This is a genomic window from Erwinia sp. LJJL01 (genome assembly GCF_047300805.2).
GTDB classification, from domain to species: domain Bacteria; phylum Pseudomonadota; class Gammaproteobacteria; order Enterobacterales; family Enterobacteriaceae; genus Erwinia; species Erwinia aphidicola.
Genome location: NZ_CP178576.1, coordinates 4,565,894 through 4,591,180 on the forward strand (window position 1 = coordinate 4,565,894; position 25,287 = coordinate 4,591,180).

A 25,287-nucleotide genomic window follows, 5' to 3' on the forward strand; every position below is an offset into this window, starting at 1 on the left:
AATGCGTATGATCGCGCAGAATGCGTTAATCGCCTTTGTTTTTCGCTGTTATTTCCGCGAAATGATGATTAAATTCGTTCAGGAACATTATTCGCAGAGTCTGAGGCTCATCAGAGCGTGACTCGGATTGATCGCAGGTAAGTACAGTCTTTAACTTCATCATCAAAGTCATACCGCAAACAGAGGCAGGGAAAGAATGAGGGAGCTTGTACCCGATGGCATCACCGGGATGCCGTCACGGACGGCAGAGTATCTTTGTCGCCAGATCGCACGCCTGCTGAAAGGAGGAAGCCTGACCCCTGAGACCTGCGAGCGTATCTTTGCTTTCTGTGGAATCAGACCGTCAGATGCTCAGTGGCGTCAGTTTCTTATCCCGGTTCTTTCCTGTCTGGGATTACTGTCACTGGTTGCCGGAGCGGTGTTCTTTATTGCCTGGAACTGGGCCTGGCTGCCGAAAATGGCGAAATTTGCCCTGGCCGAGCTGTTTATCGTCGCGCTGGCGGTGATTGTCTGGTGGCGCTGGTACAGCACGCTGGCACGCAAGGCATTACTGGCGACAGGGTTAAGCTTCGGTGCCCTGTTTGCGCTGTATGGACAGATTTATCAGACTGGTGCTGACAGCTGGGAGCTATTCCGGGCCTGGTTATATGTTCTTCTGCCGCTGGCGCTGATTGCCCGGCAAAACAGCCTGTGGTTTTGCAGCTGGCTGGTCGCTAACCTGGCGTTCCAGCTCTATTTCAACACCCTGCCGTCGTCACTGCTGGATCTGGCCGCGTCTGACAGTTTAACCAGGCTCCCGACCACTGTGCTCTACGGATATCTGGCGTTGCTGGCAGCCTGCCTGATTGTCAGGGAAGCACTGGCCTGGCGCGCGATAACGCATCATCCCGAGAGCTGGCTGGCAAGCCGCTGGTTCTCGCGAGTCATGGCTGGATTTTTACTGCTTCAGCTAACCGCCATTGTGGCCGGGAACCTCTCTGACTGGGGCGGCGGTGACCACCTTCCTTATATCACGGGCGGTTGGGTGATCACCCTGCTGGCAGGTTATTACCTGTACCGTTACCGCTATCAGGATCTCTGCATGCTGACACTGGGCATCGCCAGCCTGACCGTTGTCGGCTGTGCGCTTATCATGCAGTTATTTCTTTTAGGCTATGATACGGGTGATCTGTTTTTGACCGGCGCCCTGATGGCATTCTGGGTAGCGGTAAATGGTGCAATTCTGCTGAAGTGGCAACGCAAACTGGTTGAAAAGGGGCCAATCGATCTGGTTCCGGCCAGGCTGACGTTACTGACAGACACTTTGCGTCAGCAGGGTTTGCTGAGCGCCTCGCAGGTTGAGGAAATTAAGCAACGCGGTCACGCATCCGACCTGCCCTGGTATCTGAGGCTGGCGCTAAGCGTCGGAGGCTGGGTGGCGGCGATCATCATTCTGTTACTGATGATACTGGTGCTTTATGCCACTGAACTGCTCGAAGATCCGAATGCTGCCACCCTTATTATTCCTTCGCTGCTGCTTGCCGCCATTGCGCGTGGCCTGTTACGCAGTCAGCGTGACGGTAAACATCACCTCGGCCTGGCATGGGCGATTGCGGCAACGTGCGGACTGATAATCGGCGTTCTGCTGCAAATCCAGAGCAATGACGCCAGTTTTCTTATGCTGAGTTCACTGACTGCCTTGCCGATCCTGGCCGCGATGGCGGTGGCTATGCCCGACCGCACTTATCGGTTTATGGCCATCACTGCCCTGACCTTTTTCCTGGTGCTGGCGGGCCATTCTATGGCCCGGCTTTACCTGTCTCCGATGGCTGCACGCCTTGCTGTGTCCGTACTGGTGGCGGCGGTCATATGTTTGTGGATGTGGACAGTCAGTCATCAGTTGAGGTTACAGACTGGGCAGTGTGCTGAAGCGGTACATCCCCTGTTGTATGGCATACCTTGTGGTCTGGTGTTGCTGAGTTTCCTTGGGATTAACGCGGCTTATCTCACGGATTTCATCTGGTCAGCATCGCAATTTTCCACGCTTCAGTCTGCGACAGGCCCAGGGATCGCGGCTGGCTTAGTGCTGAGTGCGCTCAGTCAGAAAAGGCACAGCCAGCCGCTGTTTTCGAGCATTACGCTGCCCGCTGCGCTTATCTGTGGCGCTGCCGCCCTCTGTGCGCCGGGTATAGGGCTGGGATTGTGGTTAATTCTGATGGCACGTTATCAGGGAAGTCTGGGGTTACTGGTGGTCAGTGGCGGTTTCATGGTGCTGTATGTCACTGGCTGGTATTACTTTTTGGAGGTAATTTTGCTGCAGAAATCCCTGCTGCTGCTGGTCAGCGGACTGGTTTTACTGGGGCTGGCATGGGCAGTCAAAAAAGTATTACCCGTACAAATCGGAGGTGCCAGTGAAAATGTATAAACCGTGCCGATGGCTGGCTGGCGCGGTGATAGCGCTGGCGTTGATAGCCGTTAATGTCAGCATCTGGCAAAAAGAGCAGTTGCTGAAGCAAGGCGCGGTGATGATTTTACCCCTTGCCCCGGTTGACCCGCGATCCCTGATGCAGGGTGATTACATGGCGCTGAACTATGCCCTCACCCGTCCTCTGGAACTGACGTTGTATCAACAGGCTGAGTCCTGCGGCGCGACCCTATCAGCGCCATGCCTGCCCACCAGCGGAACCCTGATTGTTGACCTCGATGCGCAGCGTCACGCGACTCAGGCCCGCTTTGATCAGGGTGAACCTCTGCAGCCGAATCAGCTACGGGTGAAGTACCATCAACATTACGGTTCGCTGACCGTAGGCACTAACGCCTGGTTCTTTCAGGAAGGTCATGCCGACAGATTCGCGCAGGCACGTTACGGGGCATTTCGGGTGGGAAGCGATGGCACGGCTCTCCTGACGGATCTGCTTAATGAGCAGGGTAAAGCGATTCAGCCTTGAGGATGCGAGACGCTCACTGGCCTGGCGCTAAATACCCTGACAGGCGGCCTTAATGTCCTTACTGCCCGGATGCCCGTCACAGGTCGACAAAAGGTTGCTGTGCCGGAAGCCTGTTTTGCGATTAAGCCTCGCGCCGAAAATTTAAGCGGGTACGCTGCATCAATCTAGCTATTCAGACATTGAGAAAATTATGCCGAACATGATTAACGACAAATGGATTAGGGCATCTGTGCTATCAGCAATATTTAGTAGTTTAGTGGGTTCATTACTGGTTTTAACCTATCTTTCCTGGGGAAAAAGCATTACACCCGTAGTGGGTTTCATATTTAATTATTTTTTCATCGTTATGGTGAGTATTATTGGCACTACGATGGGATCAATGATAATCGGCATGCCATTAGCGATGATTTCAAAGAGATTTTATCCTGACGCTGCCCTGAAGGGGTGCTTTTTTATCGTGTGCTCTGCACTCTTCATGTGGCTGGTTGTACTGGCATGGCCTGTTATCAGGATATGTGAAACGCCTTATTCGGATATTTTGCTTTTAAGCCCCTATGCTTTCTGTTCAGCTGCCGCACTTGCTTATCTGGTTTACTGGGATTGATGAGTATTATATCAATCAGGATCGGGGCAGAAGGACCGTTAATAAATCCACGCAGTTGCGTGGATTTTTTGTTTTAAAGTGTCTCACCCCATCTCATCTAAGTGCAGCCATCAATTTACTTTCACTACTGCACACTCATAACCGCGGTTACGGGAGTGAAGTTTTCACCCTACTTCTATTATTCAACGCTCACGCAATGCTTCGTTCATTTTATTCAGCGGCTTAAGCAGGTAATCGAGGATGCTTTTATTTCCGGTTTTGATGTCTACCGTGGCGATCATGCCGGGGAAAATATAAAACTTCTCGTGGTGCTTATTTTCCAGGTAATTTGCACTGGTTTTGATCTTTACGCGGTAGTAGTAGACGTCGCGGCGCACATCATCCTGAATGGTGTCCGGTGAAATCGTCGTCACTTCGCCGTCTAAACTGCCGTAGATGGAGTAGTCGTAGGCGGTGATTTTGACTTTTGCTTTCTGTCCCGGATGAATAAACGCCACGTCGCGCGGGGAAATTTGCGCTTCCACCAGCATCTGGTCGTCAATCGGCACCAGCGTCATCAGCTTGCCGTTAGGCGGGATCACGCCACCGACGGTGTTGACCTCGATATTCTTGACAATGCCTTTCACCGGCGAGAAGAAGTCCAGTCGGTTGAGGGAATCCTTGCGGCCTAAAATCACCGAACGCTGAGTCTCGACCTCCGCATTGGCTTTCGCCAGCTCCTCGCCCGCGCGGACGTGATACTGCGTTTCCAGATCGGTCGCCTTGCTTTCCATTTCGTTGATCTGCCGTTGCAGCCGCAGCACTTCGACATCGCTCGCCGCGCCCTGTTTGACCAGCGGTTTGGTCATCGCAAGCTCGCGCCGGATCAGTGCTACCCCCTGTTTCAGGCCAGAAAGCTGCTTCTCAAGGCTGTTGCGGCTGGAGTTGTACAGCTCAGTTTCCGATTTCACCAGATCCGGCTCGTTGTCGAGCTCAGGTGGAAACACCAGCGGCGTATTGTTGATTTGAGCGGTCAGACGCGCCGCCGTCGCCAGCGCCGCGTGCAGACGGGACAGACTCTCCTGCACGCCGGACTCGGTTTTGGTGCGGTCCAGCTGCGCCAGACGCTGGCCGCGCTCCACCACTTCGCCTTCCTGCACGTCGATGCTGTGGACAATCCCGCCCTCCAGCGACTGCACGATTTGTTCGTGCGAAGAGGGAATGACTTTGCCAGTGCCGGTGGTCACTTCGTCCAGCGTATAAAAGTTCGCCCACAGCACAAAACTCAGCAACATCAGCGCCAGGCTCCAGACCAGAATGGTCGAGCGCGGCAGGGATTTTTCCGCCAGTGGCCGGTGATGTTGTTTTTGTCCGTTTATCGGTTTTTTGCGTCCGATCATGATGCCATGTCCCTATTCGCTGGTTTAACGGCCTGAGCGGGCTGTCCTTTTGGCCTGAAATGTTTATTCAGGATCTCATCTTTGCTGCCATCGAGCGTGATACGGCCGTTATCCATCACGACGATGCGATCGACCAGCTGCAACAGCGCCAGACGGTGCGTGGCGATCACCAGCGTTTTCTTTTTTCCCCATGCCGACAGGTGATGTATCAGGTTCGCCTCGGAGATCTCATCCAGCCAGGCGGTGGGTTCATCCAGCAGCAATACCTGCGGCTGCATGATGATATGCCGCGCCAGCAGCAGTGCCTGGCGCTGGCCGCCGGAAAGCCCGACGCCGCCTTCGTGGATAAGGAAGTTCAGACCGTTCTCTTTTTGCTGCACAAAGGGCAGCGCGCCGCTGATGATCAGCGCCTGATGGATCTCTTCATCGGTAGCCTGCGGGCGGCCCATGGTAATGTTGTCACGCACCGAGCCAAAGAACAGCCGGGCGTGCTGGTTATGCAGCGCCACGTCGCGGCGTAAATCTGCCGGATCGATCTGTTTGATGTTGACGTTATCCAGCACCACCTGCCCTTGCTGAACCTGCTGCATCCCGGCCAGCACCTGCAACAGCGTGGATTTCCCCGCGCCGTTTTTGCCCAGTACGGCAATCTTCTCGCCCGGCGCGATTTTCAGGCGGGCGATGGCCAGATTGGCGACTTTCTCTTCTTCGTCGTAATAGAACACCGCGTCATTGAGCTGATACTCACCGGCGATTTGTGCCTTGTGGACCATTTTCTGGCCATCTTCCCGATCGATAGGCCGTTGCATCAGTTCATCCAGCCCTTTACGGGCAACTTTGGCCTGCTGCCAGCGGGAAAGCACGCCGGAGATCTGCGCCAGCGGCGCGATAGTGCGCGAGGCCAGAATGGTGGTTCCGACCAGCGCACCGGTGGTCATGTCGCCGTTCATCACCAGATAACACCCCACCAGCAGCACGATGGCATACACAATCGACTGCACTTCCTGCGTCCAGGTCATTAGCAGGCTGGTGAGAAAACGCTGACGCATACTGATATCGGCGGAGACTTCGTTGCAGTGGTTCCACTGGTTCTGGAAACGCTGTTCGGCGCGCATCAGTTTGATGTCTTCAAGGGATTCCACCGCTTCCACCAGCGAGGCGTTTCGCACCGCGGATTCGCGCATCCCTTCGCTGGCAAGCTTCGCCAGGGGTTTTTGGATAAGCAGACCGGGGATCAGCAACAGCGGAATGGCCAGCAGCACCACAAACACCAGCGGACCGCCAATCATCCACAGAATGACCGTGAACAGCAGGAAAAACGGCAGATCGGAAATCACGCTGATGGTGGTGGAGGTGATTAACTCGCGCACCGATTCCAGTTCACGGATTTGCGAAATAAAGGAGCCGGTGGACTTGGAACGGGCGCTGTTTTTAATGCGCAGCGCGCGGCCAAACACCCGGTCGGATATGCGCAGATCGGCGCGTTTCCCTACCACATCAGAAATATGGACGCGGACCATGCGCATCACGAATTCGAAAACAATGGCGATCATCACACCGCCAAATAGCACCCACAGCGTGGGGATGGACTGCGACGGCACCACGCGGTCGTAAACCTGCATGGAGAACAACATGCCCGCGAGCGCCAGCACGTTGGCGATCATCGCTGCCACCATGATGTCGCTGTAGCGGCGCCAGTCTTTCAGCGCCAGCTCCCAGAACCAGTTTCTTTTGTAGGGCTTGATGTAGTTATCAACGCGCGCATCGGGAATGGTTTGCAGCGGTCGCAGCAGCGTGATGCTCTGCACCCGCGCCAACAGTTGTTCAGCCGTCAGCGGCGTTTCCAGCCCCTGATCTTCGGTAAATTGCACGGCGCATTGGCCGCTGGCGTCCAGATGCGTCACCACGCCCAGTCGGCCATTATCCAGCGCAACGATAAACGGCACCGACATCGGGTCGAGATCCGCCGGATGAAAATCGCGGGTCACGCGTGCCAGTCCGAGCTTTTGCGCCATCTCATCGAGCACGCTCTCCTGCGGTGCGCCCATTTCCCAGGCGAGGGTGGCTTTCACATGCTCTTCTGAGTAATCCAGACGATAGTGCCGGGCAACATCCAGCATGGCGCTCAGCCACGCCGCATACCCCTTTTGTTTCTCCGCCTGCGCGGCGCGACCGTCGACGACCGCTGCGTCGGGTGCGGTACTGCTTTTATCTGACATGGTCTCTTTATTCATCTGCATTGTTCCCTAATTCACTGTTCCTTCACGTTCATTCCAGAACATGATTATGGAGCGGGAGCAGCGGAGCAGAGACTGTGCCCTCTGCCCCGCCGCCTTCCATTTGCCGTTAATTAGCCAACCACTAATTGATGGTTTGCCAGCAGCGTCGCCAGATCGGTGTGGACGTTGGTCAGCGTCGCGATGGTCGTCATCGACTGCGCCGTGCCGCTGCCATCCAGATCAACCTTAATCACCGTGTTGTTACCTTCGGTGGTCACGCTCAGGTAATTCGCCAGATTGCCAACGCCTGAACCCAGCGTCGCGACGCCGTTAACGTAGCTGGCGTCCGCCGTACCGCTGTACCCGCTCGACTGCAACAGGTCACTCAGATCAAGACGGTCGGTATTCGCCGTCCCTTCCCAGGTCCCAACCTTGAAGCCGTTGATGGTGTCGACACCGTTGCCGCCGGTGGCATCGCTGCTGTCCAGCAACTTGTACAGCAGCGTGTCGTGCCCACCTTTACCCAGGTTGAAGGTGTCATTACCACCGCGTCCTTCGAACACGTTATTACCTGCACTGCCGGTGATAACATCGTCGTAATTCGACCCGGCAATCCCCTCGATATCCTTGAAGGTCGCCGTGTTGAATCCGGTGTTCTGTGCGCTGCTGCTGCTGAGATCTACCGTGACCCCGCTGGTGGCGTTTTTAAAATCGACGATATCCTGACCGCCGGTGGCGCTCCATGTCGCATGGTCTGACGAGCTGCTCCAGCCGCCGCCACCGTTGTAAACGTAGGTGCCGCTTTCAGCGATAAACGTGTCGTTATAGCCGGTGCCGGTGAGGGTGCCGCTGGTCCCGCCGTTCGCCGCGTCTGCGGTGAGCGAATAGCTGCTGGTGCCGTCGCCTGCGCTCAGGTCTGTCCAGGTGGCATTGGTGGACACGCCGTTGATGTTGCGCACCAGCACCGCCGAATACGTTTCATTCGGATCCAGACCGTAGAAGTTCACCAGCGCTGAGGAGTCGTTGACGCCTACGCCCGACTGGGCGTTGATGATCTGCGACGCCACCAGTTCACCGGCGGAGTTGTAGAGCTGCACGGTATTGCCGTAGAACACGTTCATGCCTTCGCCGTCGAGAATGCGCAGGTGAAGAGCCGTGCCGTCCGCAATGCTGGCATTGTTGGCGATGTACACCACTTTGCCGTTTGCCTGCGACACCAGCAGATCCTGCGTACCGTTCCAGTCGTAATCGAGGGTCGCAATCCCCGTTACGTTGACCAGTGAGGAAGCAAGCGTACTGCTGCTCCAGCCTCTGCCGGTACCGTCGTTAACATACAGTTGGGCGGTCTGGCTGGCCGAATAGGTACTGAACTTGATGATGTCCATGTCACCGTCGCCGTCCCAGTCCACGGCAGCTGACAGATATCCGGCGGACGCGGTATTGGTGGTCGGTGTTTCGACCGCGGTTGGCGTGGTCAGCAACGTTCCCTGCCCGCTGTTGTAGTAAATCGCACCGCCATAGTTGTAGCTGGCGTTAGGATTCAGACCGGAAGAAATGTACAAATCCATCAGGCCGTCGCCGTTGAAATCCGCCCAGGTCATTGAGACGGCCGTGGTGGTGTTTGCGGCATTCGGCACAAAGACGTTGGCGATGTTCTGCGTTTCCGTCAGCGCGCCTGTACCACTGTTGTTGATCACCGTCAGCGCATAGGCACCGCTGCGGTTGGTATGCTGCACAATGTCGACCGTACCGTCATTGTTAATGTCCACGCCGGAAATTTCCCGGTAGGTGACCCCGGCAAGACCGGCCGCTCCGTATGTACCATCTGGCGACAGCACCCCGTTGTTATTGACCAGATAGCTGCGGGAGTCGCCGCCTGCATCGCCGTATGCCATGTCCAGCCAGCCATCACCGGTTTTGTCATAAGCCATGATCCCGCCGTACCAGATGGTTGTGCCGATAGCCTGCTGACCGTAGGTATAAGTGCCATCAGTGTTCGCCGTCCATTTGCCCTGGATACTGCCGCCGTAGTTGGTTTCCGTCGCATAAATGTCTGAGGTGCCATTACGGTCGGTATCCGCCAGCGTATAACTCACCACGATGTTGCCGCGGGAGTTGGTCAGCGTGGTGCCGCTATAGCTGTTCAGACCCGAGCTGGTGTAATCAGAGATACCGGTGACCACGTTCCACAAGCCACTGCTGTTCAGGCTGAATGCCATCGCATTGGTGGTGGTGGCCCCAGCGGTGCTCGCCCAGCTGGTGTCCACCGCCGTTTCGGCATAAACCACCAGAGAACCGTGGCTGATCCCCGCCTCGTTACCGTTGCCCGCGCTGCTTCTGACCTGTGCAGTCACGTCATACGTCGCCAGCGCCAGTGAACCCGGCAGCTGCAAATACCAGGTGTTGTTGATCGGATCGACCACCACCGCACCGCCGGATTCAGAGGTATAGGTGACGCCGTTCACCACCACCTGTACATACATCCCCTCACCCAACGCTTCAGATAGCGTACCGCTGATGATCGGCGTCGTATCCTGGGTCGATTCACCGGTCACGGTGGCAATCGTGGTCGGAATCGAGGTATCGACCGTCAGGGTGAAGTCTGACGACGACGTGACGTTGCCCGCCAGATCCTGCGAGGTCGCGACGTAAATATAGGTCCCGTCAGCCAGCGCGGAATCCGAGAAGGTCCACGCCAGGCCCACCACCGTCGCGACGCCAACGTACACCCCGTTGCGGTAGATCTTCAGCACTTCGCCGTCGGCCAGCGCTTTGCTCAGCGTGCCGCTCAGCGTCGGCGCGGTTTCGTCGGTGTGGGTGCCGGAACCGAACGATCCCTGACGGTCCCCCTTATTGTCGGAATAGCTGGCGATAGTCGCCTGCGCTTCCGGGTTCAGCGTATCAACCGTCACCCGCTGAGAACCGACCGCCCCGGTGTTACCCGCCAGATCGATCACCCGCACCTGCACGTTGTAAACGCCATCGCCGAGTACGGTACCGGTAGCGTCATAGCTCCAGGTGCGTCCGCGGGTGACGACGTCAATCCATGTCTGACCGCCATCGAGGCTGATCTGCGCCCATTCATCGCTCGCAAGCGTTGCACTCAGGTTGCCGGAGAACGTCAGCGTGGTATCGCTGGTGATGAAATCATGGCTGTTATCACCGGTATCGGTGCTGATCGCGCCAATGGTGATGGCTTGCGATGGCGCAGTGGTGTCAATCGTCACCACCTGCTGCGCGGTTTGGCCGACGTTACCGGCCTGATCGACCACGCGTACCTGATACAGCGTTTGCCCGTCGGTCAGCGTGCGACCATCGCTATAGCTCCACTTCAGGCCGGAGAGCGCAACGGTCGTCCAGCTCGCGCCGTTATCAATACTGATCTGCACCACTTCGCCCGCGCCCAGCGCCTGTCCGATAGAACCGGTCACGGTCAGCGAGGTATCACTGGTGATGAAATCGCTGGCAGACACACCGGTGTCGGTGGCGATGCTGTCGATGGTCACAGTTTTGCTGCTGTCCGGCGCCACGGTATCCACGGTGACAACCTGACTGGAGATGCTGCCCACGTTACCGGCGGCATCTACCACGCGAACATAGTAGGTGTAATCCCCGTCGGTCAGCGTGCGGTCATCAACGTACCTCCAGCGCGTGCCGATGGTGGTCGTATTGAGCCACGTCACCCCCCCATCAAGGCTGATCTGCGCATATTCATCCGCCGCCAGCGTCGCGCCGAGCGTGCCGCTCACGGTCAGCGAAGTGTCGCTGGTGACGAAATCGCTGCTGCTCAGACCGGTGTCGTTGCTGACAGCATCAATGCTGATGGTTTTACTGCTGTCCGGGGCGACGGTGTCGATGGTCACCACCTGACTGGCGGTTGCGCCGACGTTACCGGCCAGATCTACCACGCGCATCTGATAGTTGTAGTCGCCATCGGCCAGCGTACGGCTGTCGATGTAGGTCCACGTCAGGCCACTGATATTGACATCTTTCCAGGTGGTGCCGCCGTCGATGCTGATCTGCGCATATTCATCCGCATTCAGCGCCGCGCCCAGCGTGCCGCGCAGGTTGATGGTGTTATCGCTGGTGATGAAATCAGTACTGCTCAGGCCGGTATCCTGCGAAACCGCATCGATAGTGATCGACTGGCTGGCCGTTGGCGCTACGGTGTCAATAACCACCGTTTTCGTCGCCGTCGAACCGACGTTCCCCGCCGCATCAATCACCCGGACGTTATAGGTGTATGACCCGTCCGCCAGCGCGCTGCCCGGGGCATAACTCCACGTGGTGCCCACCACGGTGAGCGTCTGCCAGCTGATGCCGCCGTCGAGGCTGATTTGCGCCGACTCGGCATTGCCCAGCGCCGCACTCAGCGCGCCTTTCAGCGTGATGGTGTTATCGCTGGTGACAAAGTCCGTATTGCTGCGCCCGGTGTCTTCACTCAGCGAATCAATGGTGATGGTCATCGACGGCGCCGTGGTATCCACGGAAATCTCGTGGATGTCGCTGCCGGTGTTGCCGATGCTGTTGGTGACGGAAGCGGTGATTGCGTAGTTATTGCCATCCGCCAGCGCTGACACCGCGTTGGCGCTGAGGTTGAGCGTCCAGCTCAGATCCGCCGCGACCGAAGTGGTGTACGTCTGCCCGTTGAGCGTCACGGTGACGAGGCTGTTCGCCGGTGCGGTGGTGGTGCCGCTGATAGCGAGCGAAGTGCCGTGCTCGGCGGCGTTCACCACGTCGTCCTGCGCGAAGGTGTTGATGCTTATGGTTGGCCTCTCACCGCTCAGGGTAACGGACGATGCTGCCGACACCGGGTTGCCCGCCACATCACTGACGGATGCGCTGACGGTATAGCTGCCGTCCGCCGCGCCGAGGAAATCCGCCGCTGGAACGGTCACACTCCAGGTGCCGTCAGAAGCCACCGTAGCGTGATACTCACGGTGATTAAACGTGACGGTCACCGTCTGACCGGCTTCCGCGCTGGTTGTCCCGCCGATCGCCTGACCGGCATGCTGCTCGGTGGAGTTGATGATGTCATCACCGGCAATGGTGTTGATGGTCAGGGTCGGCGCGAGGGTATCGACAATCACCGACGCATTCGCCGACGCCGGGTTCCCGGCCACGTCGCTGGTGCTGGCGGTGACCGTCAGCGTGCCGTCCTGCAGGGCCGCAACGTCATTTTGCGGAACCTGCACCGACCATAGGCCGTCGGCGCTCACCTGCGTGGTATAAGTGACGCCGTTCAGCGTCACGTGCACCGTTTGCCCCGCCTGCGCCGTCGTGGTGCCGCTCAGGGTTAACGCCTGGCCCAGCTCCGCTGCATTCAGGATCCCGTCCGCGGCGATCGGGTTGATCAGCAGCGCCGGTGCGCGGGTATCAACCGTCACGTCATGCGTGGCGCTGACCGGGTTGCCTGCCGTATCGCTGGCGCTGGCTGTTACGGTGTAATAACCGTCAGTGAGTTTCGCCACATCGGTCGCCGGTATGCTTAGCGTCCAGTCACCTTTGACATCCACCTGCACAGTGTAGGTTTTGCCGTTCAGCACGACGGCCACCTCTGTTCCGGACACCAGTTTTTCGCTGCTGCCGGACAGCGTCAGGCTGTTGCCCTGTTCCGCCGCATTGATAATGTCGTCCTGCGCAATGGTATCGATGCTCAGGCTGAGGGCATCAGTCATGACGGTGATCAGATGGTCGGTGCTGCCGGTGTTGCCCGCGTTATCGGTGATGCTGACCGTAAATGTCGTGTCACCGGAAGCCAATGCGCTGATAGCGCTGGCCGGAACGCCGATGCTCCAGTTGCCACGGGCGTCAACCACGGTGGTGTAGGTATGGCCGTCGATCACCAGCGTCACCAGATTGCCTGCCTGCGTGCCGGTGCTGCCACCGGTGATCACCTGCGCCTGCGCATGTTCAGCGGTATTCAGCACATTGTCACCGGCGACGGTGTTGATGGTCACCACCGGCGCGGTCACGTCAACCAGCAAGGAGCCGGTGGCGCGGCTGCTGTTGCCGGCGATATCGCTGACGCTGGCGCTCACGGTGTAAGTCCCGTCAGCCAGCGCGCCTGCACTGGCCGCCGGTAGGGTGGTGCTCCACCTCCCGTCTGCCGCCACGCTCGCCGTGTAGGTCTGGCCGTTAAGCGTCAGGGTGACCTGCTGACCGGCTTCGGCGGTGGAGGTACCGCCGATCGCCACGTCCGCCCCCGCTTCCGCGCCGTTAAGCACGTTATTACCGGCGATGGTATTGATGGTCAGCGTTGGCGCTGTCGCATCCACTTGCGCCGTATTTGCCGCCGTGGCGCCGTTGCCCGCCGCGTTGCTCACGCTCACGGACACCGTTGCGTCACCGTCTTTCAGCGCCTTCATGTCCGCTGCCGCAACGGTGACGCTCCAGCTGCCGTCGGCCTGCACGCGGGTGGTGTACTGATGGCCGGCAAAGTTTACGCTGACATCGCGACCGGCTTCGACGTTCTGCGTGGTGCCGCTCAGGGTCAGATCCGCCGCTTTCTCCGCCGCGTTAATGATGCCGTCGCTGGCAATGGTGGCGACGCTGATCGCTACGCTGCTCAGATCAACGGTGATGTTTTGCGTGATGGTCACCGGGTTACCGGAGGCATCCGCGCCGCTGACGACGATCGCCAGCTGACCCGCAGGCCACTTCGCCACGTCTGCCGCCGGGACCGCCGCCGACCAGCTGCCGTTGGCGCCGACCGTGGCAGCATAATCGGTGCCGTTGACGGTCACGGTGACGCTGCTGCCCGCGGCGATATCAGAGCTGGTGCCGCTGATGATCTGGTTTTGATTAATCTCGATGCTGTTGACGATATCGTCACCGGCAACCGTATTGATGCGCAGGCCCGGCAATCCGGCGTCGATGCCGATCTGGCGATCGCCGCTGCCGGTATTGCCGTGTTGGTTGGTGACGCTCGCGCTGACGGTCAGGTCGCCGTCGCCCAGCGCCTGCAAATCGGCCGCCGGAACGCTGACGCTCCAGCTCAGATCCGCCTGCACTTCGGCCTGGTAGGTGTGACCGCCGAGCGTAACGGTGACGGTGTCACCGGCCGCCGCGTTGCTCACGCGCCCGCTCAGGGTCTGGTCTGCCGCCGCTTCGGCGGCGTTGATGATGTTATCACCCGCCACAGCATTAATGATGACGGAAGGCAGCGAGGTATCAACCAGCAGGTTAGCGCTTTCGGTGATGGCGTTGCCGACATCGCTGTTGGCGCTGGCTGTTACGCTGTAGTTGGCTTCCCCAAGCGCTGCCAGTGCGCTGGCCGGAACGGTCAGGCTCCAGACGCCCGCGGCAATTTGCGCGCTGTAAGTGACGCCGTTCAGCGTGACGCTGACCTGAGTGCCGTCACTCAGGTTGCTGCCGGTGCCGGAAATCGTTAGATCTGCACCTTTTTCAACGGCGTTGAGTACGTTGTCCTGCGCGATAGCGTCAATGCTGATGCCCGGCAGGCCGGTATCTACGGTCACATTGTGCGTCTGCGAACCGGTATTACCGGCGCTGTCAGTGATGCTGACGCTCACGGTGTAAGTGCCGTCAGAGATCCCGCCGATCGCGCTGGCCGGTACGCCGACGCTCCAGTTGCCGCTGGCATCCACCACGGTGTTATAGGTATGGCCGTCGATCACCACGCTCACGCTGTTACCGCTGACCGTACCCGTACTGCTGCCGCTGATCACCTGCGCCTGCGCGTGTTCGGTGCGGTTAATGACGTCGTCACCGGCGATGGTGTTGATGGTCACCACCGGCGCGGTCGCGTCAACCAGCAACGCGCTGGTCACCCCGGTGCGGTTACCGGCGATATCGCTGACGCTGGCGCTCACGGTATAGGTTCCGTCAGCCAGCGCGCCTGCACTCGCCGCCGGTAGCGTGGTGCTCCACGTCCCGTCTGCCGCCACGCTCGCCGTGAAGGTCTGACCGTTAAGCGTCAGGGTGACCTGCTGACCAGCTTCGGCGGTGGAGGTTCCGCCGATCGCCACGTCCGCCCCCGCTTCCGCGCCGTTGAGCACGTTATCACCGGCGATGGTGTTGATGGTCAGCGTTGGCGCAGCGGTATCCACTTGCGCCGTATTTGCCGCCGTGGCGCCGTTGCCCGCCGCGTTGCTCACGCTCACGGACACCGTTGCGTCGCCCTCTTTCAGCGCCGCCATGTCCGCTGCCGGGACGGTAACGCTCCAGCTGCCGTCGGCCTGCACGCGGGTGGTGTACTGATGACCGGCAAAGTTAACGCTCACATCGCGACCGGCTCCGACATTCAGCGTGGTGCCGCTCAGGGTCAGATCCGCCGCTTTCTCCGCCGCGTTAATGATGCCGTCGCTGGCGATGGTATCGACGCTGATTGCCACACTGGCGAGATCGACGTTGATATCGTTTGAAATCGTGACGCTGTTTCCGGCTGAACTGGTGCCGGTAACGGATACCGTCAGCGCGCCCGCAGGCCAGCTGGCAACGTCCGCTGCCGGAACCGCCGCTGACCAGCTGCCGTTGGCGGTCACGCTCGCGTGGTACTCAACGCCGTTAACCGTGACGGTGACGCTGCTGCCCGCGGTCAGGCCGGTGCTGGTGCCGCTGATGATCTGATTTTGATTAATCTCGATGCTGTTGACGATGTCGTCACCGGCAACGGTATTGATGCGCAGGCCCGGCAAACCGGCGTCGATGACGATCTGGCGATCGCCGCTGCCGGTATTGCCGTGCTGGTTGGTGACGCTCGCGCTGACGGTCAGGTCGCCGTCGCCCAGCGCCTGCAAATCGGCCGCCGGAACGCTGACGCTCCAGCTCAGATCCGCCTGCACTTTGGCTTCGTAAGTGTGGCCGCCGAGCGTAACGGTGACGGTGTCCCCGGCCGCCGCGTTGCTCACGCGCCCGCTCAGGGTCTGATCGGCCACCACTTCGGCTGCGTTGATGATGTCATCGCCCGCAATCATGCTGAGGGTCACCGACGGCAGCGCGCTGTCGACCAGTACGCCGTGCGTCGTGCTGCCGGTGTTGCCTGCGGCATCGACGGTGGAGGCGGTCAGGCTGTAATTCGCCTCGCCGAGCTGAGCCACATCCGCCGCCGGAACGTTCAGCGTCCACGCGCCGCCGCTGACGCTGGCAGAGTAGTCCTTGCCGTTCAGGTTCAGCGTCACGGTGGAACCGTCCGCGCCGCTGCTGGTGCCGCTCACCGTCAGGGCTTCGCCTTTCTCGATGGCGTTGATCACGTCGTCAGCCGCCACGGTACTGATGGTCAGCACCGGCGCGGCGGTGTCTACGGTCACCACGTGCGAGGCTGAGCCCGGATTGCCCGCCGCATCGGCGACAGTGGCGGTAATGGTGTAGCTTTTGTCAGCCAGACCGCTGACCACGGCGGCAGGCACGCCGACGCTCCAGTTGCCGCTGGCATCCACCGCAGCGGTGTAGCGGCTGCCGTCGATGACCACGGTGACCAGGCCGCCCGCCGGAACGCCGGTAGATGAACCGCTGATGATAAGGTTCTGCTGGTGTTCATGGGCGTTGACAATGTCGTCTGCAGAAACGGTGTTGATGGCAAGCGTTGGCGCGGTCACGTCCACCAGTAACGCGCTGGTCACGCCGGTGCGGTTACCGGCGATATCGCTGACGCTGGCGCTCAGGGTATAGGTTCCGTCGGTCAGCCCTGCCGCATCTGCCGCCGGAACCGCCGTGCTCCAGGTGCCGTCCGCCGCCACGCTCGCCGTGTAGGTCTGGCCGTTAAGCGTCAGGGTGACCTGCTGACCGGCTTCGGCGGTGGAGGTTCCGCCGATCGCCACGTCCGCCCCCGCTTCCGCGCCGTTAAGCACGTTATCACCGGCGATGGTGTTGATGGTCAGGGTTGGCGCAGCGGTATCCACTTCCACGGTATTCGCTGCCGTGGCGCCGTTGCCCGCCGCGTTAGTCACGCTCACGGACACCGTTGCGTCGCCGTCTTTCAGCGCCGCCATGTCCGCTGCCGGAACGGTGACGCTCCAGCTGCCGTCCGTTTCTACCTGCGCGGTATAGCTATGACCGGCGAAAATCACCGTGACCTTCTGACCGGCTTCGACATTCAGCGTGGTGCCGCTCAGGGTCAGGTCCGCCGCTTTCTCCGCCGCGTTAATGATGTCATCGGCCGCGACAGTGTCGATAGCAATCGCCACACTGGTGAGATCCACGGTGATATCGTTTGAAATCGTGACGCTGTTACCGGCTGAACTGGTGCCGGTAACGGATACCGTCAGCGCGCCCGCAGGCCAGCTGGCAACGTCCGCTGCCGGAACCGCCGCTGACCAGCTGCCGTTGGCGGTCACGGTCGCGTGGTACTCAACGCTGTTAACCGTGACGGTGACGCTGCTGCCTGCGGTCAGGCCGGTGCTAGTGCCGCTGATGATCTGATTCTGATTGATCTCGATGCTGTTGACGATGTCGTCACCGGCAACGGTATTGATGCGCAGGCCGGGGATCGCGGCGTCAATAGCAATGTCGCGCTCACCGGATCCGGTGTTGCCGCTGATATTGGTCACCGTTGCGGAGACTTTCAGCGCGCCGTCGCCCATGGCAGCGAGATCGGCGGCAGGGATCGTCAGGCTCCACGTAAAATCATCTTCGACGGTGGCGTAATACGTTTTTCCACCCACGGTGACGGTCACCTGCTGTCCCGCTTCCGCATGGATAACGGTGCCGCCGATCGCCTGATCGGCCTTCACTTCGGTGGCGTTGATGATGTCATCACCGGCCACCACGTTGATGGTCACCGCCGGGCTGTCGGAGGAAGTTTGCAGCCCTTTGCTCACTGACCCGCTGTTGCCGACATCATCGGTGCCGCGCACGCTAACCTGATACAACGCCTGGCCCAGATTCGCCAGATCGCTGGCCGGAATGTCCGCGCTCCATGCGCCGTCGGCCACGGTGCCCTGATACTCCAGACCGTTAAGGGTAACGATAACCGTCACGCCATCCATCAGACCGGTCACAGTGCCGGTGATGGTCAGCGTTGAAAGCGCTTCGGTGGCGTTAAGAATGTTGTCGCCGCCTGCCATGTCGTTGATGGTAAAGACCGGCGCGGCAGTATTGACCACCACGTTTTGCCCGGCCGAACCGACGTTACCGGCGGTGTCTGCCGCGCTGGCGGTGACCTTATAGCTGCCGTCCGCGAGGCCGCTGATGATGCTGGCCGGTACGCCGACGCTCCAGTTGCCGCTGGCATCCACCACGGTGTTATAGCTATGGCCGTCGATCACCACGTTCACGATGTTACCGCTCACCGTACCCGTGCTGCTGCCGCTGATCACCAGCGCCTGCGCGTGTTCGGTACTGTTAATGACGTCGTCACCGGCGATGGTGTTGATGGTCACTTCCGGCGCGGTCGCGTCAACCTGCAATGAGCCGCTGGCGCGGCTGCTGTTACCGGCGATATCGCTGACGCTGGCGCTCACGGTGTAAGTCCCGTCAGCCAGCCCTGCCGCATCTGCCGCCGGTAGCGTGGTGCTCCACGTCCCGTCCGCCGCCACGCTCGCCGTGTAGGTCTGGCCGTTAAGCGTCAGGGTGACCTGCTGACCGGCTTCGGCGGTGGACGTTCCGCCGATCGCCACGTCCGCCCCCGCTTCCGCGCCGTTAAGCACGTTGTCACCGGCGATGGTGTTGATGGTCAGCGTTGGCGCTGTCGCATCCACCAGCGCCGTATTTGCCGCCGTGGCGCCGTTGCCCGCCGCGTTGCTCACGCTCACGGACACCGTTGCGTCGCCCTCTTTCAGCGCCGCCATGTCCGCTGCCGGGACGGTAACGCTCCAGCTGCCGTCGGCCTGCACGCGGGTGGTGTACTGATGACCGGCAAAGTTAACGCTCACATCGCGACCGGCTCCGACATTCAGCGTGGTGCCGCTCAGGGTCAGATCCGCCGCTTTCTCCGCCGCGTTAATGATGCCGTCGCTGGCGATGGTATCGACGCTGATTGCCACACTGGCGAGATCGACGTTGATATCGTTTGAAATCGTGACGCTGTTTCCGGCTGAACTGGTGCCGGTAACGGATACCGTCAGCGCGCCCGCAGGCCAGCTGGCAACGTCCGCTGCCGGAACCGCCGCTGACCAGCTGCCGTTGGCGGTCACGCTCGCGTGGTACTCAACGCCGTTAACCGTGACGGTGACGCTGCTGCCCGCGGTCAGGCCGGTGCTGGTGCCGCTGATGATCTGATTTTGATTAATCTCGATGCTGTTGACGATGTCGTCACCGGCAACGGTATTGATGCGCAGGCCCGGCAAACCGGCGTCGATGACGATCTGGCGATCGCCGCTGCCGGTATTGCCGTGCTGGTTGGTGACGCTCGCGCTGACGGTCAGGTCGCCGTCGCCCAGCGCCTGCAAATCGGCCGCCGGAACGCTGACGCTCCAGCTCAGATCCGCCTGCACTTTGGCTTCGTAAGTGTGGCCGCCGAGCGTAACGGTGACGGTGTCCCCGGCCGCCGCGTTGCTCACGCGCCCGCTCAGGGTCTGATCGGCCACCACTTCGGCTGCGTTGATGATGTCATCGCCCGCAATCATGCTGAGGGTCACCGACGGCAGCGCGCTGTCGACCAGTACGCCGTGCGTCGTGCTGCCGGTGTTGCCTGCGGCATCGACGGTGGAGGCGGTCAGGCTGTAATTCGCCTCGCCGAGCTGAGCCACATCCGCCGCCGGAACGTTCAGCGTCCACGCGCCGCCGCTGACGCTGGCAGAGTAGTCCTTGCCGTTCAGGTTCAGCGTCACGGTGGAACCGTCCGCGCCGCTGCTGGTGCCGCTCACCGTCAGGGCTTCGCCTTTCTCGATGGCGTTGATCACGTCGTCAGCCGCCACGGTACTGATGGTCAGCACCGGCGCGGCGGTGTCTACGGTCACCACGTGCGAGGCTGAGCCCGGATTGCCCGCCGCATCGGCGACAGTGGCGGTAATGGTGTAGCTTTTGTCAGCCAGACCGCTGACCACGGCGGCAGGCACGCCGACGCTCCAGTTGCCGCTGGCATCCACCGCAGCGGTGTAGCGGCTGCCGTCGATGACCACGGTGACCAGGCCGCCCGCCGGAACGCCGGTAGATGAACCGCTGATGATAAGGTTCTGCTGGTGTTCATGGGCGTTGACAATGTCGTCTGCAGAAACGGTGTTGATGGCAAGCGTTGGCGCGGTCACGTCCACCAGTAACGCGCTGGTCACGCCGGTGCGGTTACCGGCGATATCGCTGACGCTGGCGCTCAGGGTATAGGTTCCGTCGGTCAGCCCTGCCGCATCTGCCGCCGGAACCGCCGTGCTCCAGGTGCCGTCCGCCGCCACGCTCGCCGTGTAGGTCTGGCCGTTAAGCGTCAGGGTGACCTGCTGACCGGCTTCGGCGGTGGAGGTTCCGCCGATCGCCACGTCCGCCCCCGCTTCCGCGCCGTTAAGCACGTTATCACCGGCGATGGTATTGATGGTCAGCGTTGGCGCAGCGGTATCCACTTGCGCCGTGTTTGCCGCCGTGGCGCCGTTGCCCGCCGCGTTGCTCACGCTCACGGACACCGTTGCGTCGCCCTCTTTCAGCGCCGCCATGTCCGCTGCCGGAACGGTGACGCTCCAGCTGCCGTCGGCCTGCACGCGGGTGGTGTACTGATGACCGGCAAAGTTTACGCTCACATCGCGACCGGCTTCGACATTCAGCGTGGTGCCGCTCAGGGTCAGATCCGCCGCTTTCTCCGCCGCGTTAATGATGTCGTCGCTGGCAATGCTATCGACGCTGACCGCTACGCTGCTCAGATCGACGGTGATGTTTTGCGTGATGGTCACCGGGTTACCGGAGGCATCCGCGCCGCTGACGACGATCGCCAGCTGACCCGCAGGCCACTTCGCCACGTCTGCCGCCGGAACCGCCGCCGACCAGCTGCCGTTGGCGCCGACCGTGGCAGCATAATCGGTGCTGTTAACGGTCACGGTGACGCTGCTGCCCGCGGCGATATCAGTGCTGGTGCCGCTGATGATCTGGTTTTGATTAATCTCGATGCTGTTGACGATATCGTCACCGGCAACCGTATTGATGCGCAGGCCCGGTAAACCGGCGTCGATGACGATCTGGCGATCGCCGCTGCCGGTATTGCCGTGCTGGTTGGTGACGCTCGCGCTGACGGTTAAATCGCCGTCGCCCAGCGCCTGCAAATCGGCCGCCGGAACGTTGACGCTCCAGCTCAGATCCGCCTGTACTTTAGCCTGGTAGGTGTGGCCGCCGAGCGTAACGGTGACGGTGTCCCCGGCCGCCGCGTTGCTCACGCGCCCGCTCAGGGTCTGATCGGCCGCCACTTCGGCTGCGTTGATGATGTCATCGCCCGCGACCATGCTGATGTACACCGAGGGCAGCGCGCTGTCGACCAGTACGCCGTGCGTCGTGCTGCCGGTGTTGCCTGCGGCATCAACGGTGGAGGCGGTCAGGCTGTAATTCGCTTCGCCGAGCTGAGCCACATCCGCCGCCGGAACGTTCAGCGTCCACGCGCCGCCGCTGACGCTGGCAGAGTAGTCTTTGCCGTTCAGGTTTAGCGTCACGGTGGAACCGTCCGCGCCGCTGCTGGTGCCGCTCACCGTCAGGGCTTCGCCTTTCTCGATGGCGTTGATCACGTCGTCAGCCGCCACGGTACTGATGGTCAGCACCGGCGCGGCGGTCTCTACGGTCACCACGTGCGAGGCTGACCCCGGATTGCCCGCCGCATCGGCGCCAGTGGCGGTAATGGTGTAGCTTTTGTCAGCCAGACCGCTGACCACGGCGGCAGGCACGCCGACGCCCCAGTTGCCGCTGGCATCCACCGCAGCGGTGTAGCGGCTGCCGTCGATGACCACGGTGACCAGGCCGCCCGCCGGAACGCCAATAGATGAACCGCTGATGATGAGGTTCTGCTGGTGTTCATGCGCGTTAATAATGTCGTCGGCAGAAACGGTGTTGATGACCAGCGTTGGCGCAGTAAAGTCCACCAGTAACGCGCTGGTCACGCCGGTGCGGTTACCGGCGATATCGCTGACGCTGGCGCTGACGGTATAGATGCCGTCGCTCAGCCCTGCCGCATCTGCCGCCGGAACCGCCGTGCTCCAGGTGCCGTCCGCCGCCACGCTCGCCGTGTAGGTCTGGCCGTTAAGCGTCAGGGTGACCCGCTGGCCGGCTTCGGCGGTGGAGGTTCCGCCGATCGCCACGTCCGCCCCCGCTTCCGCGCCGTTGAGCACGTTATCACCGGCGATAGTGTTGATGGTCAGCGTTGGCGCAGCGGTATCCACGGTGACATCCTGCACGGCGCTGGCGTTGTTGCCCGCCACGTTGGTCACGCTGACACTCACCGTGGTGTCGCCGTCTTTCAGATTGCGGATATCTGCCGCCGGAACGATGACGCTCCAGCTGCCGTCGGCCTGCACGCTGGCGTGATAAGTGCCATTCGCGAAATTAATCGTCACGCTCTGGCCAGCCTCCACGCCCTGCGTGGTACCGCTAAGTGTGACATCCGCCGCTTTTTCAGCCGCATTTAGCACGTTATCCAGCGCAACGCTATCAATGGCAATCGCCACGCTGCTCAGATCCACGTTAATAATATTGGCAATGCTGACGCTGTTGCCCGACGTGTCGGAGCCGGTGACGCTAACGCTTAGCGCGCCCGCAGGCCAGCTGGCGACGTCCGATGCCGGAATCGCCGCAGACCAGCTGCCGTTCGCGCCGACCGTAGCATGATAATCGATGCCGTTTACGTTGACGGTGACGCTGCTGCCTGCGGCGATATCAGAGCTGGTGCCGCTGATGATCTGGTTCTGACTGATTTCGATGCTGTTGACAATGTCGTCGCCCGCAATGGTATCGATGCGCAGGCCCGGCAAACCGGCGTCGATGATAATCTCGCGATCGCCGCGACCGGTGTTGCCGTGCTGATTGGTGACGCTCGCGCTGACGGTTAAATCGCCGTCGCCTAGCGCCTGCAAATCAGCCGCCGGAACGCTGACGCTCCAGCTCAGGTCGTCCTGCACGGTGGCCTGGTAGGTGTTGCCACCCAGCGTCACGATCACGGTATCGCCCGCCGCCGCATGGGTCACTCTGCCGCTCAGAGCCTGGTCAGCGGTGATTTCAGTGGCATTGATGATGTCATCGCCTGCGGTCACGTTAACCGTGACGACAGGCAGCACGGAATCCACCTGCACCTGATGCGTCGCAGTGCCGGTATTGCCCTCGGCGTCTGTGCTGACTGCCGTCAGGGTGTAATGGGCTTCGCCGAGCTTTGCGACGTCGCTGGCCGGAATGCTGACCGACCAGTTGCCGCCGCCGACGACGGTGGTGGTGTACTCCACGCCGTTAAGGGTCAGAGCGATCTGCGTACCCTCAGCACTGTTGCTGGTCCCGGTCACCTCCAGCGCCTGGCCTTTGGCTTCGGCGTTAACCACGTTCTCAAAGGCGACGGTATCAATCGTCAGTTGCGGCAGTTCGGACGACAGCACCACGGTCGCGTTCTGACTGCCGGTGTTACCCGCTTTATCAGTGATGCTGACGTTCACATCATAGCTGCCGTCGGCCAGCGCGCTGAAAACGGATGCCGGTAAACCGATGCTCCATGTGCCGTCGGCGGCAAGCGTCGTGGTGTAAGTCTGGCCGTTGATGCTCAGCGTGACAGTATCGCCCGCTTCGCCGCCGGTGCTGCTTCCGCTGACCATCTGCGCCTGAGCCTGTTCGAGGCTGTTAAGGATGTTGTCACCGGCGATGGTGTCGATGGTCACGACCGGCACGGTGGTGTCAACGCGCAGATCGTGCGTGATAGATGTGCGGTTCCCCGCCGCATCGCTGACGGAGGCGCTCAGCGTGACAGTGCCGTCTGCCAGCGCGCCCGCCTGTGCAGCCGGAACGTTCACTGACCAGTTACCGTTTGCCTCAACGCTTGCGGTATAGGTCACTCCGTTGAGCACCAGCGTCACTACCTGCCCGGCTTCGGCATTTGAGGTGCCGCTGACGGTCAGATCGTGCCCCGCTTCGGCGGCATTCAGAATATCGTCGCCCGCCAGCGTGGCAATAGTCAGCGTAGGTGCCTGCGTATCCACTGACAGCGTAGATGCGGAGGTGATGGTGTTGCCAGCGCTGTCTACACCGCTGACCTGAACGGTGTGGACACCGTCCGCCAGCGTCTGCGCGTCTGCGGCAGGCACAGTGATTGTCCAGCTGCCATCCGCCGCAACGGTGGTCTGCCAGGCCTTACCGTTAAGGGAAACGGTGACGGTGGTACCCGCCGCCAGATTGGCGCTCTGGCCGGAAATGGCAACGTCCGCGCCGGCTTCGGCCGCGTTCAGCACGTTGTCCCCCGCCACGGTGTCGAGGGTAAGGGAAGCCTGCGCGGTAACAATGTTCAGAGTGATCGACCCGGCGCTGGTGGTCGAGCCGTTGCTCTCCTGCACCACGACCCAGGTGTGCGCACCGGCGCTCTGCGCGGCGAGCTGCGCTGTCCACTGGCCGTTGGTGCCGACGATGGCTGTGGCAATTACATGGCCGCTGGTATCGACAATCGAAATCTCCGCGCCCGGATAGCCGGTACCGCTGAAGGTGGGTCGGGTATCGTCAGTCACGGCCTGATTAGCAAGAATACCCTGACTGTCGCCCTGAGTGTCGGTCACGAGGAAAGTCGGTTTTGCGACCTCCACCGCCTGAGTGTTATCAATGACTTCGGTTTTTCCGTCACTGCCGCCGCCGTGGCCGAGCAGGGCTCCGGCCGCGCCTGCGCCCAGCACACCGGCCAGCAGATACGGCCACTCCACGGTGACTTCGGCGGTGCTGAGCAGCAGCGGATCAATGCCCGGCAGTGGGGTTTCCACCGCCGTCAGCGCAAACGCCGGGGTATCATGAGGCGCAGTGGCGTCGGTGAAATTCACCTCCGTCATCTGCTGGTTTTCATCCTGAAAGACCAGTTTATTCTCGTCTTTCTCACCAATATTCTCGAAATATCCTACGCAGCGAATGACCGATCCATCCTGCATATGAATAATCAGATCGTTGCCACTGCGCTCGTAGCTGGCGACATTCTTCACTGCGTCGTGAATAACGACAATGCCGGATTCATTCATCGCAACAGCGGTATTACCTTCTGCAGTGAAAGTATTTTTAAGCGACGTTTTACGAGAGATAATATCCATGGTTCTGCTCATGATATCGTGTCCATTCCTTGTATATCT

At 60.5% G+C, this 25,287-nt stretch carries 6 protein-coding genes; 3 read left to right on the forward strand and 3 right to left on the reverse strand.

Translation table 11 applies throughout. The features are described 5' to 3' along the window. Nucleotides 1-196: 196 nt before the first annotated feature. The 3 genes from ACLI4M_RS22335 (at nt 197) to ACLI4M_RS22345 (ending at nt 3,531) form a co-directional block, all read left to right on the forward strand. The gene (locus ACLI4M_RS22335) at nt 197-2,404 is read left to right on the forward strand and encodes a DUF4401 domain-containing protein (RefSeq protein ID WP_133623445.1); all 2,208 of its coding nucleotides are present in this window, start codon (nt 197-199) and stop codon (nt 2,402-2,404) included. Continuing rightward, nucleotides 2,397-2,927 carry a GDYXXLXY domain-containing protein gene (locus ACLI4M_RS22340; RefSeq protein ID WP_133623444.1) on the forward strand — a complete coding sequence of 177 codons (531 nt, stop codon included), beginning with the start codon at nt 2,397-2,399 and terminating at the stop codon, nt 2,925-2,927. The genes ACLI4M_RS22335 and ACLI4M_RS22340 overlap by 8 nt, the downstream gene beginning before the upstream one ends. Nucleotides 2,928-3,117: 190 nt before the next feature. Continuing rightward, entirely contained in the window at nt 3,118-3,531 is a 414-nt protein-coding gene (locus ACLI4M_RS22345) for a hypothetical protein (protein WP_133623443.1), read from the forward strand. Nucleotides 3,532-3,713: 182 nt separating this feature from the next. Here ACLI4M_RS22345 and ACLI4M_RS22350 read toward each other — a convergent pair whose 3' ends face one another. The 3 genes from ACLI4M_RS22350 to ACLI4M_RS22360 all read right to left on the reverse strand — a co-directional run bounded on the left by ACLI4M_RS22350 (nt 3,714) and on the right by ACLI4M_RS22360 (nt 25,248). Beyond that, nucleotides 3,714-4,910, reverse strand: coding sequence for an HlyD family type I secretion periplasmic adaptor subunit (locus ACLI4M_RS22350; RefSeq protein WP_208864880.1), 1,197 nt, complete (start codon nt 4,908-4,910; stop codon nt 3,714-3,716). Further along, on the reverse strand, nt 4,907-7,144 hold the full coding sequence (locus ACLI4M_RS22355; RefSeq protein ID WP_166643174.1) for a type I secretion system permease/ATPase: 2,238 nt from the start codon (nt 7,142-7,144) through the stop codon (nt 4,907-4,909). Before ACLI4M_RS22355 ends, ACLI4M_RS22350 begins: the two co-directional genes overlap by 4 nt. A gap of 116 nt (nt 7,145-7,260) precedes the next feature. Further along, a complete protein-coding gene (locus ACLI4M_RS22360) occupies nt 7,261-25,248 on the reverse strand; it encodes an Ig-like domain-containing protein (RefSeq protein ID WP_413449753.1) in 17,988 nt (5,995 codons plus the stop codon). Between the last annotated feature and the right edge of the window lie 39 nt (nt 25,249-25,287).

Bases quoted from the DNA above. Each gene is read 5' to 3' on its own strand.
- ACLI4M_RS22340 (WP_133623444.1), top strand. From the start codon at position 2,397: ATGTATAAACCGTGCCGATGGCTGGCTGGCGCGGTGATAGCGCTGGCG.
- ACLI4M_RS22355 (WP_166643174.1), bottom strand. From the start codon at position 7,144: ATGAATAAAGAGACCATGTCAGATAAAAGCAGTACCGCACCCGACGCA.
- ACLI4M_RS22350 (WP_208864880.1), bottom strand. From the start codon at position 4,910: ATGATCGGACGCAAAAAACCGATAAACGGACAAAAACAACATCACCGG.
- ACLI4M_RS22335 (WP_133623445.1), top strand. From the start codon at position 197: ATGAGGGAGCTTGTACCCGATGGCATCACCGGGATGCCGTCACGGACG.
- ACLI4M_RS22345 (WP_133623443.1), top strand. From the start codon at position 3,118: ATGCCGAACATGATTAACGACAAATGGATTAGGGCATCTGTGCTATCA.
- ACLI4M_RS22360 (WP_413449753.1), bottom strand. From the start codon at position 25,248: ATGGATATTATCTCTCGTAAAACGTCGCTTAAAAATACTTTCACTGCA.